The sequence below is a fragment of the Allobosea sp. genome (assembly GCF_035944895.1).
In the GTDB taxonomy this organism is placed as follows: domain Bacteria; phylum Pseudomonadota; class Alphaproteobacteria; order Rhizobiales; family Beijerinckiaceae; genus Allobosea.
The window spans coordinates 509754-526855 of the sequence record NZ_DASZAT010000008.1; the positions used below are offsets into that span (position 1 = coordinate 509754).

16 protein-coding genes are annotated in these 17102 nt (G+C 67.8%); 3 read left to right on the forward strand and 13 right to left on the reverse strand.

What is annotated here, in order from left to right:
- Window positions 1–117: 117 nt before the first annotated feature.
- The 10 genes from VGV58_RS14040 to VGV58_RS14085 form a co-directional block, all read right to left on the reverse strand.
- Window positions 118–864 carry a transporter substrate-binding domain-containing protein gene (locus VGV58_RS14040; RefSeq protein ID WP_326874624.1) on the reverse strand — a complete coding sequence of 249 codons (747 nt, stop codon included), beginning with the start codon at window positions 862–864 and terminating at the stop codon, window positions 118–120.
- A gap of 73 nt (window positions 865–937) precedes the next feature.
- Window positions 938–2113 carry a Gfo/Idh/MocA family protein gene (locus tag VGV58_RS14045; RefSeq protein ID WP_326874625.1) on the reverse strand — a complete coding sequence of 392 codons (1176 nt, stop codon included), beginning with the start codon at window positions 2111–2113 and terminating at the stop codon, window positions 938–940.
- Window positions 2114–2124: 11 nt separating this feature from the next.
- A complete protein-coding gene (locus tag VGV58_RS14050) occupies window positions 2125–3183 on the reverse strand; it encodes a sugar phosphate isomerase/epimerase family protein (RefSeq protein ID WP_326874626.1) in 1059 nt (352 codons plus the stop codon).
- A 297-nt stretch (window positions 3184–3480) separates the two neighbouring features.
- Window positions 3481–4533 (reverse strand): polyamine ABC transporter substrate-binding protein, encoded by a 1053-nt coding sequence (locus tag VGV58_RS14055; protein ID WP_326874627.1) that lies wholly within the window; start codon window positions 4531–4533, stop codon window positions 3481–3483.
- Entirely contained in the window at window positions 4530–5720 is a 1191-nt protein-coding gene (locus tag VGV58_RS14060; RefSeq protein ID WP_326874628.1) for an NAD(P)/FAD-dependent oxidoreductase, read from the reverse strand. Before VGV58_RS14060 ends, VGV58_RS14055 begins: the two co-directional genes overlap by 4 nt.
- Window positions 5717–7102, reverse strand: a complete 1386-nt coding sequence (locus VGV58_RS14065; RefSeq protein ID WP_326874629.1) for an FAD/NAD(P)-dependent oxidoreductase — start codon at window positions 7100–7102, stop codon at window positions 5717–5719. The genes VGV58_RS14060 and VGV58_RS14065 overlap by 4 nt, the downstream gene beginning before the upstream one ends.
- Entirely contained in the window at window positions 7099–7389 is a 291-nt protein-coding gene (locus VGV58_RS14070) for a (2Fe-2S)-binding protein (protein WP_326874630.1), read from the reverse strand. The genes VGV58_RS14065 and VGV58_RS14070 overlap by 4 nt, the downstream gene beginning before the upstream one ends.
- Window position 7390: 1 nt before the next feature.
- The gene (locus VGV58_RS14075) at window positions 7391–8185 is read right to left on the reverse strand and encodes an ABC transporter permease (protein WP_326874631.1); all 795 of its coding nucleotides are present in this window, start codon (window positions 8183–8185) and stop codon (window positions 7391–7393) included.
- Between the two features lie 5 nt (window positions 8186–8190).
- Window positions 8191–9048, reverse strand: a complete 858-nt coding sequence (locus VGV58_RS14080) for an ABC transporter permease (protein ID WP_326874632.1) — start codon at window positions 9046–9048, stop codon at window positions 8191–8193.
- Window positions 9045–10100, reverse strand: a complete 1056-nt coding sequence (locus tag VGV58_RS14085) for an ABC transporter ATP-binding protein (protein ID WP_326874633.1) — start codon at window positions 10098–10100, stop codon at window positions 9045–9047. Before VGV58_RS14085 ends, VGV58_RS14080 begins: the two co-directional genes overlap by 4 nt.
- Window positions 10101–10279: 179 nt before the next feature.
- Here VGV58_RS14085 and VGV58_RS14090 point away from each other — a divergent pair, with 179 nt between their 5' ends.
- Window positions 10280–11089, forward strand: coding sequence for an IclR family transcriptional regulator (locus tag VGV58_RS14090; RefSeq protein ID WP_326874634.1), 810 nt, complete (start codon window positions 10280–10282; stop codon window positions 11087–11089).
- Between the two features lie 187 nt (window positions 11090–11276).
- On the forward strand, window positions 11277–12899 hold the full coding sequence (pgi, locus tag VGV58_RS14095) for a glucose-6-phosphate isomerase (protein WP_326874635.1): 1623 nt from the start codon (window positions 11277–11279) through the stop codon (window positions 12897–12899).
- Window positions 12900–12905: 6 nt separating this feature from the next.
- Here pgi and VGV58_RS14100 read toward each other — a convergent pair whose 3' ends face one another.
- From VGV58_RS14100 to VGV58_RS14110, 3 genes are all read right to left on the reverse strand, one after another.
- Window positions 12906–14177, reverse strand: coding sequence for an NAD(P)/FAD-dependent oxidoreductase (locus tag VGV58_RS14100; RefSeq protein WP_326874636.1), 1272 nt, complete (start codon window positions 14175–14177; stop codon window positions 12906–12908).
- Between the two features lie 82 nt (window positions 14178–14259).
- On the reverse strand, window positions 14260–14640 hold the full coding sequence (locus tag VGV58_RS14105; protein WP_326874637.1) for a cupin domain-containing protein: 381 nt from the start codon (window positions 14638–14640) through the stop codon (window positions 14260–14262).
- Window positions 14637–15674: a LacI family DNA-binding transcriptional regulator gene (locus VGV58_RS14110; RefSeq protein ID WP_326874638.1), complete on the reverse strand. Its 1038-nt coding sequence runs from the start codon at window positions 15672–15674 to the stop codon at window positions 14637–14639. The genes VGV58_RS14105 and VGV58_RS14110 overlap by 4 nt, the downstream gene beginning before the upstream one ends.
- 147 nt (window positions 15675–15821) lie before the next feature.
- On the opposite strand from VGV58_RS14110, the gene VGV58_RS14115 reads away from it, so the two are divergent.
- On the forward strand, window positions 15822–17099 hold the full coding sequence (locus VGV58_RS14115) for an ABC transporter substrate-binding protein (RefSeq protein ID WP_326874639.1): 1278 nt from the start codon (window positions 15822–15824) through the stop codon (window positions 17097–17099).
- Window positions 17100–17102 lie beyond the last annotated feature (3 nt).

Genomic DNA, 17102 nt, shown 5'->3' on the forward strand with positions numbered 1-17102 from the left:
GTCCGCCGTCATGCTCGGGCTTGATCCGAGCACCTCATGTCGGATGAGACTCCAGGGCCTTCCTGCCCTGAGATTCTCGGGTCTGCGCTGTGCTCCGCCCGAGAATGATGCCTGGTATCAGCGCGCGACGCTCAGCCCCTGCACGCCGTGCTTGGCGATCAGCGCCGCGACGAAGCCCGATTCCTTTGCCGCCGCGACGAATTTGGCGAGATAATCCGCTGCTTCGGCCTTGGCCTTGGGCACGCCGATCGCCTGTTGCACGGTCATGAAGTGGCCGTCGAGGATGCGCGTGCCGGGGATCGCCTGCACATCCCTAAGCAGGCGGGGGCGCAGGCCCGCCAGCGCGTCGAGCTCCTTCGAGACGAAGTCGGCAGCGGAATCGTCGAGCGAGCCGGAGCGGACGAGCTCGCCCCGGCGGATGGTGCGGTCGAGCCAGAGGCCGTAGGCGGCACGGCCGCTGACGGCGATGCGGACGCCCTCAGCATCGACATCGGCGATCTCGCGCAGCGGCGAGGCCTCGCGGACCAGATAGGTCGCCTCGATCTCGGCATAGGCAGGGGTGAAGCTGATCGCCTCGGCCCGCTGTGGCTCGGCGCCGATCAGCCCGACATCCCATTCGTCGCAGGGAGCGGCGTCGGCGAGCAGGCCGGGATTCTCATAAGGCACGTAGCGCAGGCCGGTGCCGATGAGATCGGCGAGCGCGCGGGCCATGTCGGGCGAGACGCCCTGCGGCTCACCCTGCGGGCCGCGGCTGGAGACCAGCAGGAAGTTCGAGAGGTTGATGCCGGCGCGCAGCAGGTTGGCGGGAGCCAGATGCTCGCGCACGGTCGGCGAGAGCTGGCCGATATCGGGGCGGAATTCCATGGCGCTGTCTTCCCTGTCGTTGGCGCTGCTTATGCCGTGCCGTTGGTCGGGAGGACAAGCGGGATCGTCGGTGTCAAAGCTCCAGCCAGCGCGCACCCTTGGCCGAGGAGCGCACGGCCGCCTCGATGAAACGCACACCGCGGACCCCGTCGGCGACGGTCGGCACCAGAGTCGAGAAGGTGGCGGCTTCGCGTCCCTCGATCCGGGCCGTGATCTGCTCGGCGATATCGGCATAGAGCTGGGCGAAGCCTTCGAGGTAGCCCTCCGGATGGCCGGCGGGGACGCGCGAGGCCGCATTGGCGACCGGATAGGCGCCGGCGCCATTGCGCCGGATCAGGCGCGGCGGTTCGCCAAGCGGCGAATGGATCAGGAGGTTCGGATTCTCCTGCTGCCATTCCAGTCCGCCCTTCTCGCCATAGAGGCGGATGCGCAGGCCGTTCTCCTGGCCGGCCGCGACCTGGCTGCACCAGAGCATGCCGCGCGCGCCGCCCTTGAAGCGCAGCAGCATATGGGCGTTGTCGTCGAGCCGGCGGCCCTCGACGAAGACATGCGCCTCGGCCGCGAGCGCCTCGATTTCGTCGCCGGCGATGAACTCGGCGAGGTTGAAGGCATGGCTGCCGATGTCGCCGATCGAACCGGCGGGGCCGGACCGGGCCGGGTCGGTGCGCCATGCCGCCTGCTTCTGCCCGCTCTCTTCCAGTTTGGTGGCGAGCCAATCCTGCGCGTATTCGACCTGGACGACGCGGAGCTTGCCGAGCACCCCTTCGGCGACCATGGCGCGGGCCTGCCGCACCAACGGGTAGCCGGTGTAGTTGTGAGTGACCGCGAAGATCAGACCGCCGTCGTTCGCCAGCTTGGCCAAGCTTTCTGCCTCGCGCAGGCTGGTGGTCAGCGGCTTGTCGCAGATCACATGGATGCCGGCCTTGAGGAAGGCCTTGGCCGCCGGCGCATGGGCGTGGTTCGGCGTGACGATCGCGATCGCGTCGATGCCGTCCTTGCGGCGCTTCTCGCGCCTGGCCATCTCGGCGGCATCGGCATAGAGACGGGCGGGGTCGAGCAAGAGGTCTTCGCCCGAGAGGCGACCGCGCTCAGGATCTGACGACAGCGCGCCGGCGACGAGCTGCCAGCGGTCGTCGAGCCTTGCGGCGATGCGGTGCACTGCGCCGATAAAGGCGCCGCGCCCGCCGCCGACCATGCCGAGGCGCAGGCGGCGGTTGAGTTTTTGTGTGGTCGAACCTTCGATCGCCATCAGCGCCTCCGTCAGCGGCCAAGACCCAGCATGCGCCGGTTGGCCGCCTCGTCGGTGCCCCCGGCGGCGAAGTCGTCGAAGGCTTTTTCGGTGACGCGGATGATGTGGGCGGCGATGAATTCTGCCCCCTCGCGCGCGCCGTCCTCGGGATGTTTCAGGGCACATTCCCATTCGAGCACGGCCCAGGAGTCGTAGTCGTACTGCGCCAGCTTGGAGAAGATGCCGCTGAAATCGACCTGGCCGTCGCCGAGCGAACGGAAGCGGCCGGCGCGGTCGACCCAGGGCTCGTAACCGCCATAGACGCCGACGCGACCGTTCGGGTTGAACTCGGCATCCTTTACATGGAAGGCCTTGATGCGCTCGTGGTAGAGATCGATGAAGGCGAGATAGTCGAGCTGCTGCAGCAGGAAATGGCTGGGGTCGTAGTTGATGCAGGCCCGGCGGTGGCCGCCGACCGCATCGACGAAGCGCTCGAAAGTTGCCCCGTCATGGACATCCTCGCCCGGATGGATCTCGTAGCAGAGGTCGACGCCGGCCTCGTCATAAGCGTCGAGGATCGGGCGCCAGCGCTTGCCCAGTTCCGCGAAAGCGGTCTCGACCAGCCCGGCCGGGCGCTGCGGCCAAGGGTAGACGAAAGGCCAGGCGAGCGCGCCGGTGAAGCTGACGCTGGCGGAAAGACCGAGCCGGCGCGAGGCTTTCGCGCCGAGCTTCATCTGCTCCACCGCCCATTCCTGCCGCGCCTTCGGATTGCCGCGCACGGCAGGGACGGCGAAGCCGTCGAAAGCCTCGTCGAAGGCGGGGTGGACGGCGACGAGTTGGCCCTGGAGATGGGTCGAAAGCTCGGTGATCGAGAGGCCGTACTGGGCGAGCATGCCCTTGACCTCGTCGCAATAGGCGTCGGACTCGGCGGCCCTGGCAAGATCGAACAGGCGGGCGTCCCAGCTCGGGATCTGCACGCCCTTGTAGCCGAGCGAAGCGGCCCAGCAGCCGATGGCGTCCAGGGAGTTGAACGGCGCCGCGTTACCGGCGAACTGGGCGAGAAAGAGCCCCGGGCCCTTCATGGTCTTCATCGCGCCCCTCCCGACAATACGGCCCCTTGCCGGAGCTCGCGATCAACCGCCGTAGCGGTAATGTAATCGATTGCAAGAGTGTAGCGGGGACGCGTCCTCTGTCAAACGCGATCGGATGGCCGGGCTCCGCTGTCGTTGGGGACCTATAGCCCTCATCCCGAGGAGGCCGCGTCAGCGGCCGTCTCGAAGGGCGCTCCAGGAGGCTCTGGAATCATCTGGAGCATCCTTCGAGACGCAGCCTGAAGGCTGCTCCTCAGGATGAGGTTGTTGACTATGGAAAACGCGTTGTGATGAGACTCAGCGCTCGATCATCTTGTTCCAGCGGCTGTTCCATTCCGGCCGCTTGGCGTTGATCTGGTCCCAGTCGAGGGTGACGGCCGTCTTCATGTTGGCATGGAAGGCCTCGAGCTTCTTCTCGGCCTCGGGCGTCGTGGCCTTGGCCTTGACGTTCGAGGGCACGATGTTGCCGGCGGCGAGCGCCTTGGACTGGGCCTCGGGCGAGAGCAGATAGGCGGCGAGCTTCTGCGCCAGCTCCGGCTCGGAGTTCTTGGCGATGACGCATTGGGCGACCATCAGCACGACCGAGCCTTCCTTGGGCTGGGCGTATTCGACGCCGATGCCCTTCTCCTTCAGCGTCGCGATGCCGGTCGGCGTCAGCGGGAAGATCGCGGCCTCGCCGGTCTGCGCCATTTCTGCGATCTTGGCCGAGCTCGGGATGAATTCGAGCACATTCTTGCCGATGGTGTCGCGGAACTTGGTGAAGCCCGGCTCGACATTGGCCTCGGTGCCGCCCTGGATGCGGTTGAACATCAGGAAGGCGTGCAGGCCGAAGGAGGAGGCCGAGGCCGACTGGAACACGACCTTGCCCTTGTACTTGGGATCGGCGAGGTCCATCCACGAGGTCGGTGCGGCCCAGCCCTTCTCGTCGAACAGCTTCTTGTTGTAGCCGAGCCCGGTCATGCCGAGGTCGATGCCAACCGCCATGTCGTCCTTCATGCGCGAGCCGGGGGTGAGATCGGCGAGCTCCGGACCGGGCTTCAGCTTCTCGCAGAGACCGGCGCCAATGGCGCGGACCATGACGCCGTCATCGAGGAACATCACGTGCATCTGCGGCTTGTCCTTGGCCGCGGTCGCCTTGGCCAGGATGTCCGAGGAGGTGCCGGGCACGACCACGACCTTGACGTCGTTGGCCTTCTCGAAGTCCGGGAAGACGGCCTGGGTGAAGGCGCGCTCGAAATTGCCGCCGTTCATGCCGACATAAAGCGTCTTCGACTGGGCGAAGGCGCTGCCGGCGGCGGAAAGCGCGACGGCGGCGACGCCGGCCGCCAGGATGGTGCGATAGCTGGTCATGATCTGATCTCCCCTGCGTTGTGCGGCTCTTGGTTTTGCCCCGCACCCGAGCCAGCGTCGGTGCGGGCGGAATCCTGTTTGAAGCGGCCGATCGAGAAGGCTGCGATCGGTGTCGGCGTCTCGCCATCCCGGACAAGCTCGGCGAGGACCTCGCCGACACCCGGCGCGATCTGGAAGCCGGCGCCGGTGAAGCCAAAGGCATGGATCAGGCCGGGCGTCGTCGCGCTCGGGCCGATCACCGGGTTCTTGTCGGGCATCGCCCCTTCCGTGCCGCTCCAGAAGCGGATCGCCTGGGCGTGGCGCAGGCCGGGGAACAGCGCCGCGGCATTGTTCATGATCGCGATCGCGCCGTCGCCGCGCGGCCGCGAGAAGTCGGCATCGGCCAAGGGCAAGGCGCGCTCGCCGCCGACCACGACATTGCCGCGCTCGACCTGGCGGGCATAGATGCCGCCGCCCTCCATGCCGATATTGACCGACATCACCGGTTCCATCGGCTCGGTGACGACCATGGAGGGATAGATGCGCGACAGCGGCACCGGTTCGCCGAAGCTCTCGGCGAAGGGGCCGGCCCAGGCGCCGGCGCTGTTGACCACGAAGCGGGCGCGCAGCGAGAGGTTGCCGGCCGCCTCCAATGCGAAGCCCTCGCCGTCGCGAGTCACGCCTTCGACAGCCGTGTTCTCCAGGACCTCGACGCCGGCCCGGCGCGCTGCGGCGGCAAAACCGGTCGCGACCAGGCGCGGATTGGCGTGGCCGTCGCCGGCGCAAAGGGAGGCTCCGACGACGCCGTCGCCGATCCAGCCGAAGCGCTCGCGCAGGCCGTTATGGCCGATCAGCTCGAGGTCGAGGCCCTGCTCGGCAATGGCGTCCGCATAGGCTTCGAGCGAGGCCATGTCGGCGTCGTTGCGAGCGAGCTTGAGATGGCCGGACCGCAGGAATTCGCCGTCGATGCCGATCAGCGCCTTGAGCCGCGGCCAGATCGCATGCGCCCGCTGCGACAGAGGCAATTGCTCGACGGGGCGGCCCTGGCGGCGCACGCCGCCATAGTTCACGCCAGAGGCCTGCGCGCCGCAAAAACCCTTGTCGAGCAAGGCGACGGAAAAGCCCATGCGGCGCAGGGCCAGCGCGGCGGAGGAGCCGACGAGGCCGCCGCCGATGATCGCGACGTCGACGGTGAGCCGCCGGCTCATTCCGCCGCCCCCTGCTGGGCCGCGAGCGCCAGCGTCAGCGGCACCGGCTTGATCGGCGCCTGGCTGCGCAGGCGGCCGACGGCCTCGATCCCGCGATTGGTCTCATGCGCCAGCAACTCGGCGGCTGCCGCCCCGCAGACGCGGCCCTGGCAGCGGCCCATGCCGACGCGGCTTACTGCCTTCAGCCGGTTGAGCTCGTGCACGCCGAACTGGCCGATGGCGGCGCGGACCTCGCCGGCGGTGATCTCCTCGCAGCGGCAGAGCGTGGTGCTGTCGGCGATGTCCTTTACCCAGTGAGCGGGGAAGGGGAAGGCGGCTTCCAGCACCGCGCGGAAGCGGCCGATGCGGGCAAGCTCGGCTTCGAGCGCAGCGGCACGGGTGGCGTCATGCGGCAGGCCGCGATCCTGCAGCAGAGCGAGCGCGGCGCGCTCCCCTGAGCGTTCGGCGGCATCAGCTCCGGCGATACCGGCGCCGTCGCCGGCGATATAGACGCCGGGCATGCTGGTGCGGCCGGCGGTATCGCGCTCGGGCAGGGTGGCGCGGTCGCGCGAGCTGAAGGCGAAGCGACAGCCGGCAAGGTCGGCGAGCTGGGTTTCGGAGCGTAGGGCGAGGCCATAGCCGATGCCGTCGCAGGCGAGCCGATGTTCCAGCCCGTCCTGGCGCCAGGCGATCGCCTCGACCGCGTTCTTGCCCTCGATGCGGACATCGCCGACGCCGTAGTGCAGCGCGACGCCACCAAGCTTCAGCTCCGCAGTCATCCGCATGCCGCGTAGCACGATCCCAGGGAAGAGCGGCAGGCCGCGCAGCAGATGAAACTTGGCGGAGAAGGGTGCGGTGTCGAGCACGGCCGCGACCTTGGCGCCAGCCTTCATGTACTGCCAGGCGACGAGGTAGAGCAGCGGGCCGGAGCCGAGAAAGACGATCCGGTTGCCGATGGCGCAGCCCTGGCTCTTCAGCGCAATCTGGGCGCCGCCCAAAGTGAAGACCCCCGGCAAGGTCCAGCCGGGGATCGGCAGGATGCGGTCGGTCGCGCCGGTCGCGAGCAGGAGCCCGTCATAGGTGACCTGCCGGCTCGTGCCCGCGACCATGATGTCGGCCCGACCATCGCGCAGGTTCCAGAGCAATGCCTGTGGCCAGTAGTCCAGCTTGCCGTCGAGCGCGGCGAAGTCGCGATGCAGCGCCTCGGCCTTGGGCGCTTCCGAACCGTAGAGGTCGCGTGTGGAGCGTCCGTCGGGGACGAGGCGCTGGCGATAGATCTGGCCGCCGCAGGCAGGCGCCTCGTCGACGACGAGCGGGCGCAGGCCGGCCGCGACCAGCGCCTGTGCCGCTCGGATGCCGGCCGGGCCGGCGCCGACGATCAACGGCTGCGGGCGCTCGCTCACGCGGTCCTCGCACGGCGGGTGAGGATGCTCATGCCGGCCGTCAGCGCCGTCGAGCAGGCGCGCAGACGCTCGCCGCTTTCGAGCACGACCCAGCAATCCTGGCAGGCGCCCATCTGGCAGAAGCCGGCGCGCGGCGAGGCCGAGAACTCGGACAAGCGCAGGCGCTCGACCTGGGTCAGGATCGCGGTCAGCACGGTGTCGCCGGCGCGGCCTTCGCAACGCTCGCTGTCGAGGGTGAAGGGGATGGCCGGATGGTCGGCCCGGATGAGGCGGCGAAGGAGCGGCATGTCACTTCTGCCCGACCAGGATCTTGTCGAGGCCGAAGGCGCGGTCGAGCACCAGCATGGCGGCTGCCGTCAGCGCGATCATCAGCGCCGAGACCGCGGCCATCATGGGGTCGATCGATTCCGTCGCGTACATGTACATCCGCACCGGCAAGGTCACGGTCTGTGGCGAAGTCACGAAGATCGACATGGTCAGTTCGTCGAAGCTGTTGATGAAGGCGAGCAGCCAACCGCCGGTGATTCCGGGCAGGATCATCGGCGCGGTGACGCGCCGGAACACCGTCCAGTGCGAGGCGCCGAGCGTCATCGCCGCCTGCTCGGCCGAGCGGTCGAGCCCGGTGAAGGCCGCCATCACGAGGCGCAGCACATAGGGCGTGATCACCACGACATGGCAGGCCACCAGCCAGCCGAAGCTGCCGGTCGCACCGATCAGCGCGAAAAGGCGCAGGAAGGCGACGCCGAGCACGAGATGCGGGATGATCAGCGGCGAGAGGAAGAGCGCGTTCAGCGCATTGCGGCCGGGGAAATCGTAGCGGTCGATGGCGAGCGCTGCCGGTACCGAGATCGCGACCGAGAGCGTCGCGGCCAGCGTCGCCAGCCAGAGGCTGTTGACGAAGGAGGCGACGAAGTCGGGATGCTCGAAGATTGCCTTGAACCAGCGCAGCGAGAAGCTGGTGGTCGGGATCGAGAGCGTGTTCTCCGGCGTGAAGGCGACAAGGCAGATCACCACGAGCGGCGCCAGCACGAAGGAGACGACAAGGGCATGGAATAGGAGCGCGACGGGGCCGTTCTTCTGCATGACGCTCACCCCAGAGCCTTGCGGGCGCGCGTCTCGATGACGCGATTATAGGCCAGCATGATCACGAGGTTGGCGGCGAGGACGATGATCGCGATCGTCGCACCGAGCGGCCAGTTCAGCTCGTGCATGTACTCGTCGTAGACCAATGTCGCCGCCATCTTGAGCCGGCGCCCGCCGAGCAGGCCAGGGATGGCGAAGGCGCTAGCCGAGAGGCCGAAGACGATCAGGCTGCCGGAGAGCATGCCGAGCGAGACCTGCGGCAGCACGACCCGGCGCAAGGCGGTGAAATGCGAGGCGCCGAGGCTCCAGGCGGCGGCCTCGACCATCGGATCGAGCTTCTGCAGCGCGGTCCAGACCGGGATCACCATGAAGGGCAGCATGACGTGGACGAGCGCGATCACGATCGCGGTCTCGGTGTAGAGCAGCCGGACGCTATCGAAGCCGAGCCCTTGCAGCGCCTGGTTCACCAGGCCGGTCGAGCCCAGCAGCATGCTCCAGCCGAAGGCGCGGACGACGACCGAGACCAGCAGGGGCCCGATGATCACCAGAAGAAAGACCGAGCGCCAGGGATCGCGCATTCGCGACAGGATATAGGCCTCGGGCGCGCCGATGACGGCGCAGATCAGCGTGGTCAGCGCGGCGAGGCGGAGCGTGCGCCAGAAGATGCCGAGATAGTAGTCGTCCGAGAACACCGCTGCGTAATGGGCCAGCGTGAACTCGTTCTTGATGCCGGTCGTGTGATCATAGACGTGGAAGGAGAGGATCACCGTCAGCACGAGCGGCAGGATGATCAGCCCGATGAAGAGCAGCGCGCCTGGCCCGGCGAGCCAGAACGGTGTCGCCGTGGAGCGCCCGACGCTCATGCGGCCGCTCCCTGCGAAAGCTGCTCGATGCGCTGGCTCGCCAAGGCCCAGTCGAGCGCGACCTTCGCGCCTTCGCGGGCCGGCTCCTCGCCATCGTTCGGCGCCGAGACCAGAATGGCTCCAGCCGGCGTCTCGACCGTGAACAGCCAGGAGCCACCGAGGAAGAAGCGATTGGCGATAATGCCGTCGACGCGGCCTTGCCCTGCCGGCTTCAGCGCGATCTTCTCCGGGCGGATCGAGAGCGCGATTGCCTGTCCTTCGGTAAGCCCGCTGGCTTCGGCCGGCAGGGCGATGCCTGCGATCTCGGCCGCGCCCTTGCGCCAGGCGCCCTCCAGCCGGTTCATCTTGCCGACGAAGGTGGAAATGAACGGCGTCGCCGGGTTCTCATAGAGCCTGTAGGGCGCATCGACCTGCGTCATCCGGCCCTGCTCCATCACCACGACGCGGTCGCTGATCGAGAGCGCCTCGGCCTGGTCGTGCGTCACCATGATCGTGGTGGTGCCGACGCGTTGCTGGATGCGGCGCAGCTCGAACTGCATCTCCTCGCGCAGTTTGGCGTCGAGATTGGAGAGCGGCTCGTCGAGCAGCAGCACCGGCGGCTGGATCACGAGGGCTCGCGCAATGGCGACGCGCTGGCGCTGGCCGCCGGAGAGCTGGCGCGGATAGCGCTCGGAAAAACCGCCGAGATGGACGAGGCCGAGCATGGTGGCGACGCGCTCGTCGCGCTCGGCCCTGGCGACCTTGCGCATCTCCAGGCCGAAGGCGACGTTCTGAGCGACCGTCATATGCGGGAAGAGCGCGTAGCTCTGGAAGACGATGCCGAGGCCGCGCTTGTTGGGGGTCTCGCGGGTGATGTCGCGGCCGTCGAGGGTGATGGTGCCGGTGGTCGGCTCGACCAGCCCGGCGATCATCTGCAATGTCGTGGTCTTGCCGCAGCCTGAGGGACCGAGCAGCGAGACGAATTCGCCCTTGGCGATGCTGAGGTCGATATCGCGCGCCGCGGCGAAATCGCCATAGATCTTGCTCAGCTTTTCCAGCGTCAGGAAGCCCATGACCTCTCCCGCTTGGCTCGCCCCGCCTACTCATCGGGGTCTTTTGCCCTCGTACGTTCCAGAAACTGGAGCGATGGAATTTCGTCAACGAAGAATTCCATATGAGAGAATTTTTATCTTATAAATTCCTGTATATGAAATTTATTGCGACACTGTTTCAGCGCGATTAGCGTGAGTGGATGACTGATTCTGCCGAGCCTCTCTCCAGCCTGCGCCGTGCGCTCGGCCTGCTGCGCCTCGTCGGGGCGGCCGATGCCGGCGGCATCCGCCTGAAGGACCTCGCCGAGCAGGCCGGCTGCAGCCAGCCGACGGCGCATCGCGCCTTGCAGGACCTCGTCGCCGAGGGCTTCGTCGAGCAGATCGGCAAACGCTACCGGCTGGCGCTCGACTTCTTCGTGCTGGCGGCGCGCGCCGGTCATGCCGACGGCCTGCGCGATCTCGCCAAGCCGGTACTATTGCGCCTCTCGGCGACGCTGACCGACACGATCTTCCTGCTGGTCCGCAATGGTTATGAAGCTGTCTGTCTCGACCGGATCGAGGGGCCGTTCCCGATCCGCTCCTTCACCGGCGACATCGGCGGCAAGGTGCCGCTCGGGCTGGGGCAGGGAAGTCTGGCCATCCTCGCCCATCTGCCCGAGGCCGAGCGGGAGGCGGTGATCCGCTTCAACGTACCGCGCCTGCTCGATCGCGGCTTCCTCGACGAGGCGGCGCTGCGGGTCGAATTGGAGAAGGCGCGGACGCAGGGCTGGGTCAATCTCAACACCGGGCTGATCCCGGGCATGGCGGGCCTGGGGGTGCCGGTCTTCGACGCGCAGGGGCGTGCCGTCGCAGCGCTCAGCGTCGGCACGCTGGCCGATCGCCTGCGGCCCGAGCGGTTGCCGGGCGTTGTCGCGATCCTCAAGGCCGAGGCTGCGACCTTGGGCGCAATGCTCAACCCGTTCGACACGGCCTTGCGCCATCCCTCGCGCAGCCTGAGTTCGGTGGCATGATCCCGGTTTGCGGTGAGGCCGGCCTGCCGAAAGCGATAGAGGTAGGAGCTGGGCTCGCCCGTTCGGGCTGACGATCCTCCCTCTGCATATCCGTCCTGCCCGGCTGCCGCCGTGACCTTGCCGCTATCGGTATGCTACCTCGGTTTGCCGCCATGGCGGCCGATCGCAATCGCCACGGAGACTGATCGTGCTGGAGAAGGCCTGGGCGGATCTCGCCGCGCATCGCACCCGAACCGTCTCGCAGCATCTGCGCGAACTCTTCGCCGCCGATAACAAGCGCTTTTCCAGCTTTTCGGCCCGGCTCGACGATCTCCTGCTCGACTATTCCAAGACAGCGGTGACGGGCGAGACCGTGGAGCTGCTGCTTGCGCTCGCCAAGGCGGCCGATGTCGAAGCCAAGCGCGATGCCATGTTCGCGGGCGAGCCGATCAACACGACGGAAGGGCGCGCCGTGCTGCACACGGCGCTGCGTAACCAGTCGGGCCGGCCGGTCAAGGTCGATGGCGTCGACGTCATGCCCGAGATCAATGCGGTGCTGGCGCGGATGTCCGCCTTTGCCGATGGCATCCGCAGCGGCAAGATCGCGGCCGCCAGCGGCGAGCGCTTCACCGATGTCGTCAATATCGGCATCGGCGGCTCCGATCTCGGGCCGGTGATGGCGACGCTGGCGCTGGCGCCCTATCACGACGGGCCGCGCCTGCATTACGTCTCCAATGTCGACGGCGCCCATATCGCCGACACCCTCGCCAGGCTCGATCCGGCGCGGACACTGGTGATCGTGGCATCCAAGACCTTCACCACGATCGAGACCATGACCAATGCCGCGACCGCGCGGCGCTGGATCGCCGGCGCGCTCGGTGAAGAGGCGGTGGCCAAGCATTTCGCCGCAGTCTCGACCGCGCTCGACAAGGTCGCGGCCTTCGGCATCCAGCCCGACCGGATCTTCGGCTTCTGGGACTGGGTCGGCGGGCGTTATTCGGTCTGGTCGGCGATCGGCCTGCCGGTGATGATCGCGATCGGGCCGGAGAACTTCCGCGCCTTCCTCGCCGGCGCGCATGCGATGGACGAGCATTTCCGCACAGCACCCTTGGCAAAGAACCTGCCGGTGCTGCTCGGCCTGATCGGGCTCTGGCATCGCGAGAGCTGCGGCTACCCGGCCCGCGCGGTCCTGCCTTACGACCAGCGCCTTGCAAGGCTGCCGGCCTATCTGCAGCAGCTCGACATGGAATCGAACGGCAAGCGCGTGCACAAGGCGGGCGGAGCGGTGGCGCGGCCGACCGGGCCGCTGGTCTGGGGCGAGCCCGGCACCAATGGCCAGCACGCCTTCTTCCAGCTGCTGCACCAGGGCACCGACATCATCCCCTGCGAATTCCTGGTCGCGGCCGAAGGGCACGAGCCGGAGCTCGCCCATCAGCACCGCCTGCTCCTCGCCAACTGCCTCGCCCAGAGCGAGGCGATGATGAAGGGCCGCACGCTCGAGGAAGCGAAGACGCAGCTTGCGAAGCAGGGGCTGTCGGCGGAGGCCATCGAGCACCTCGCGCCGCACAAGGTCTTCCCCGGCAATCGGCCGAGCGTGACCATCGCCTATCGCAAGCTCGACCCGTTCACGCTCGGGCGGCTGATCGCGCTCTATGAGCACCGCGTCTTCGTCGAGGCGGCCGTGTTCGACATCAACGCCTTCGACCAATGGGGCGTCGAGCTCGGCAAAGAGCTGGCGACGGCGCTGCTGCCGGTGATCGAAGGCAAGGCACCGGCCGAGGCGCATGACGCCTCGACGGCCGGGCTGGCGCGCTATCTGACCGGGCGGTGAGCGGCGTCAGCCGCGTTCGTCGCGCTTGACGTCGCGCTGGGTGATCAGCCTTGCGCTGCGCTGGTCGCGGGCGTGGATCCAGAGCCAGCTCAGCGCGACGCTGAGCCGGTTGCGCACGCCGATCAGGAAATAGATGTGCGCCAGGCCCCAGAGCCACCAGGCGAGCCAGCCCTTCAGCTTGACCCGGCCGAAATCGATGATGGCGACGCGCTTGCCGATGGTCGCGAGGCTGCCGGCATGGCTGTAGGCGAAGGGGCGCGGCGCCTTGTCGCCGGCGAGCCGGCGCTTGATCGTCGCGGCGACATGGCGGCCCTGCTGCTTGGCGGCAGGCGCAATGCCGGGCACGGGCTTGCCGTCCTGATCCATCACGCTCGCCGTGTCGCCGATCACGAAGATCTCGGAATGGCCGGGCACGCTGAGATCGGGCTCGACCTCGACGCGGCCGGCGCGGTCCATGGGTGCAGCGAGCCAGGCGCCGGCCGGCGAGGCGCGCACGCCTGCGGCCCAGATGACGGTTGCCGCCGGCAGGCGCTCCTCGCCGATCACGACGCCATCAGGCGTGCAGGCAGTGACAGGAGCGCCGGTGCGGACCTCGACGCCGATGCGCTGCAATTCGTGATGCGCATAGGCCGCCAGACCGGCGTCGAAGCTGGGCAGGATGCGCGGGCCGGCCTCGACCAGAACAACCCGGGTCTCGCGTGTGTCGATCCGGCGGAACTCCTCCGGCAACGTAGCGCGCGCCAGCTCCGCAATGGTGCCGGCGAGTTCGACACCAGTCGGGCCGGCGCCGATGACGACGAAGGTCAGCAGCGCGGCGCGCCGCTCCGGATCGGCCTCCGCCTCCGCGCGCTCGAAGGCGGTGAGGATGCGGCGGCGGATCGTGGTCGCATCTTCGAGCGTCTTCAGGCCGGGGGCATAGGGCTCCCAGTCGTCATGGCCGAAATAGGCATGGGTCGCGCCGGTGGCGATGACCAGCGTGTCGTAATGCAGGACCTCGCCGGTCGAGAGCGCGACCTCGCGCAGGCTCGTGTCGATGCCGGTGACCTCGGCCAGCAAAGTCGTCACGTCGCTGCGGCGCCGGAACAGATGCCGGATCGGCCAGGCGATCTCGGAGGTGGCAAGCGAGGCGGTGGCGACCTGGTAGAGCAGCGGCTGGAAGAGGTGATGGTTGCGCCGGTCGACGATGGTGATGCGCAAGTCCGCGCCGGCGAGACGATGCACGGTCTCCAATCCGGCGAAGCCGCCGCCGATCACCACGACATGATGCGCTCCGCTCATCGGTCATCCCTCGTTGCGGCAGGACGAGGTTTTGTAGCATGCCTGCACGGCCGGGGCTGTAGCTGGCTCCAGCACCTCCGCTTCAGGGAATCCAGCGCCGCGACTGCTCGGCGCGGTCGTCATAGCTCGCCTCGAAGATCGGCGAGGCAAGGGTGGCGCGGACCTTGAGGATGCCGCTGCCGATATTGCGGAAGCCGTGCCGCGCCCCAGCCGGGATCACGATCGACTGGTTGGCGCGTAAGGTCAGGCTCTCGCCGCGGAGCGTGACCACGGCCTCGCCGTCCATCACTTCCAGCACCTCCTCGACGGCGTGGAGATGGATGGGCGCGCCGAGGCCGGGATCGCAGAACTGCTCGAAGATGCAGAGCTGGGCCGAGCGCACCAGCGCCGAGACCCGCATCAGCGTCATCACGCCCTCGCGCCATTGCTCGAGCGGCTGGGTCTCGTGGTCGATCAGGCTCATGCCGTCGCCTTCTGTGCGAGCCCGACCATTGGCGGCTCATGCGGAATGCGGACCTCGGTTGTCGGCTCACCGCTCCAGAGCGATTGCAGCTGGGCGACGACGTGGCCGCCGAAACTCTCATAGGGGATGCGGATCGAGGTCAGCCAGGGCGCGATCCAATGGTTGAGCGCGTTGCCGTCGACGCCGACCAAAGTGCAGCGCTCCGGGATCGGGACATCGCTTTCGACCGCGAGCCGATAGGCGCCATAGGCGATCAGATCGCTGACGCAGAGCGCGCCCTGCGGCCAGCCGCCCTGCTGGACCAGCGCCTTGGCGGCGGCATAGCCGATCTCGATATGCGACAGGCCGGGTCCGCTGGCACGGCGGATCGCGCTGTCCGGGATACCGCGGGCGACGAGGCGGTCGATGAAGCCTGATGCGCGCTCCTGCGTGCTCGAGACGTTCTGGGCCGCCATCAGCACGGCCGGGCGTTCGATCCCGCGTGCGAGCATGAAGTCGGCGGCATCGGCGCCGGCGGCGCGATTGTCGATGCCGACATAGGCGCCGCCGCCGAGCGGGTTGTGGCGGGCGACGAAGACCATCGGGTCGCCCCGGCGCAAAGTCTCTTCCAGCCCGCGGCTGCGCACCGCGCTGACCATCACATAGCCGGCTACGAACTGCTCGCGCATCGCCTGCAGATAGTCGTCCTGCAGTTCGGCGCGATCATGGGTATCGCAGAGGATCATGACGTAGCCGGCGGCGCGCAAAGCTGCCTCGGTCGAGACCGCGATCGCTGCCATGGCGGGGTTGTCGAGATTGGGAGAGAGCATCGCCACGACCCGGCTGGCGCGCTGGCGCAGCGCCCGCCCGACCGGGTTCGGCCGGTAGCCCAGCCGTGCGATCGCCTCCTCGACACGAGCGACCGTCTCGGGCGAAGCCCGCCCGCTTTCGCCGTTGACGATGCGCGACACCGTCGAGATCGAAACGCCGGTATCCTCCGCGACCGTGGTGAGCGATACCGAACCCTGATGTGCCCTGGCGGCCCTGGTCTTCATCGCGTTCCCATCCCCGCTTCCGCATCCTGCGAACCGGTGCATCAGAGATGCCGGCTCACTTCGGGATTGACAAGCTAGGCAAACGTTTGCCTTAATGATTGTCAAGACGCTCCCGGAGGCGTCGTTTCAAGCGGGGATGGAACGCTCATGCACAGCAAGCATTGGATTTCGGCGCTCGCCTTGACGGCCGGCCTTGTCATGGGCGGCATCGCACAGGCCCAGACCACGGTCCGCATCGCCTGGTATTCCGACGGCAATGAGGGCGAGGTCATCACCGACCTGCTCAAGCGCTTCGAGGCCCAGAACAAGGACATCAAGGTCGTGCTCGACCAGGTGCCCTACAAGGCCATCACCGAGAACCTGCCCGTCCAGCTCGCCTCCGGCCAGGGCCCGGACATCGCCCGCGTCGTCGATCTCGGCGGCATCGCCCGCTATGCGCTCGATCTGCGGCCCTATCTCAAGGACGCCGGCTACTGGGAGAAGAATTTCGGGCCGTTCCTGCCCTGGATGCGGCCGGAGGGCGACAACAACGCCATCACCGGCTTCATGACGCAGCTCACCGTCTCCGGCCCCTTCGTCAACAAGACGCTGTTCGAGCAGGCCGGCATCGCCCTGCCGGGTCCGAAGGCGACCTGGGAGGAGTGGGGCAAGACGGTCAAGGAGGTCGCGGCCAAGGTCCAGGCGCCGTTCCCGCTGGCCATGGACCGCTCCGGCCACCGTTTCTTCTCGGTCGCCGTCTCCGAGGGCGCCGAGGTCTTCGACACCAAGGGCGAGCCGGCGGTGGTCGATGACGGTTTCAAGCGCGGCGCCAAGCTGGTCTATGACTGGCACAATAACGGCGTGATGAAGAAGGAGCTCTGGGGCTCGGTCTCCGGCACCGCCTATCGCGGCGCCAATGACGAGTTCAAGAACGCCCAGGTCGTGATGTACCAGTCGGGCTCCTGGCAGATCGCCCAGTTCGACAAGACCGTCGGCGATGCCTTCGATTGGGTCGCGGTTCCCGCTCCCTGCGGCGCCGGCGCCTGCTCGGGCATGCCGGGCGGAGCCGGCCTCGTCGCGATCAAGACGACCAAGAGCCCGGAAGCCGTCGCCAAGGTGATGGAATATCTCGCCAGCGAACCGGTGCTGAGCGAGTTCTATGCCCGCTCGCTGTTCGTACCCGGCCATTTCGGCATCGCTGCCAAGGGGCTGGACTATCAGGGCGCGAGCCCGCAGGCCAAGGCCGCGCTCAAGGTCTTCACGCGACAAGTGGCGCAGCTCTCGCCGGTCGCCTATCGGTTGCAGGGCTATACGAGCAACCGCGTCATCTTCAACGCGGTGATCAGCCGGCTCGGTCAGGCGATCTCGGGCGAGGGCAGCCTCGACGAGGCCTATAAGCGGATCGAGTCGGACATCGCCCAGCAGATCGCCGAGCGCAAGAAGTAAGCG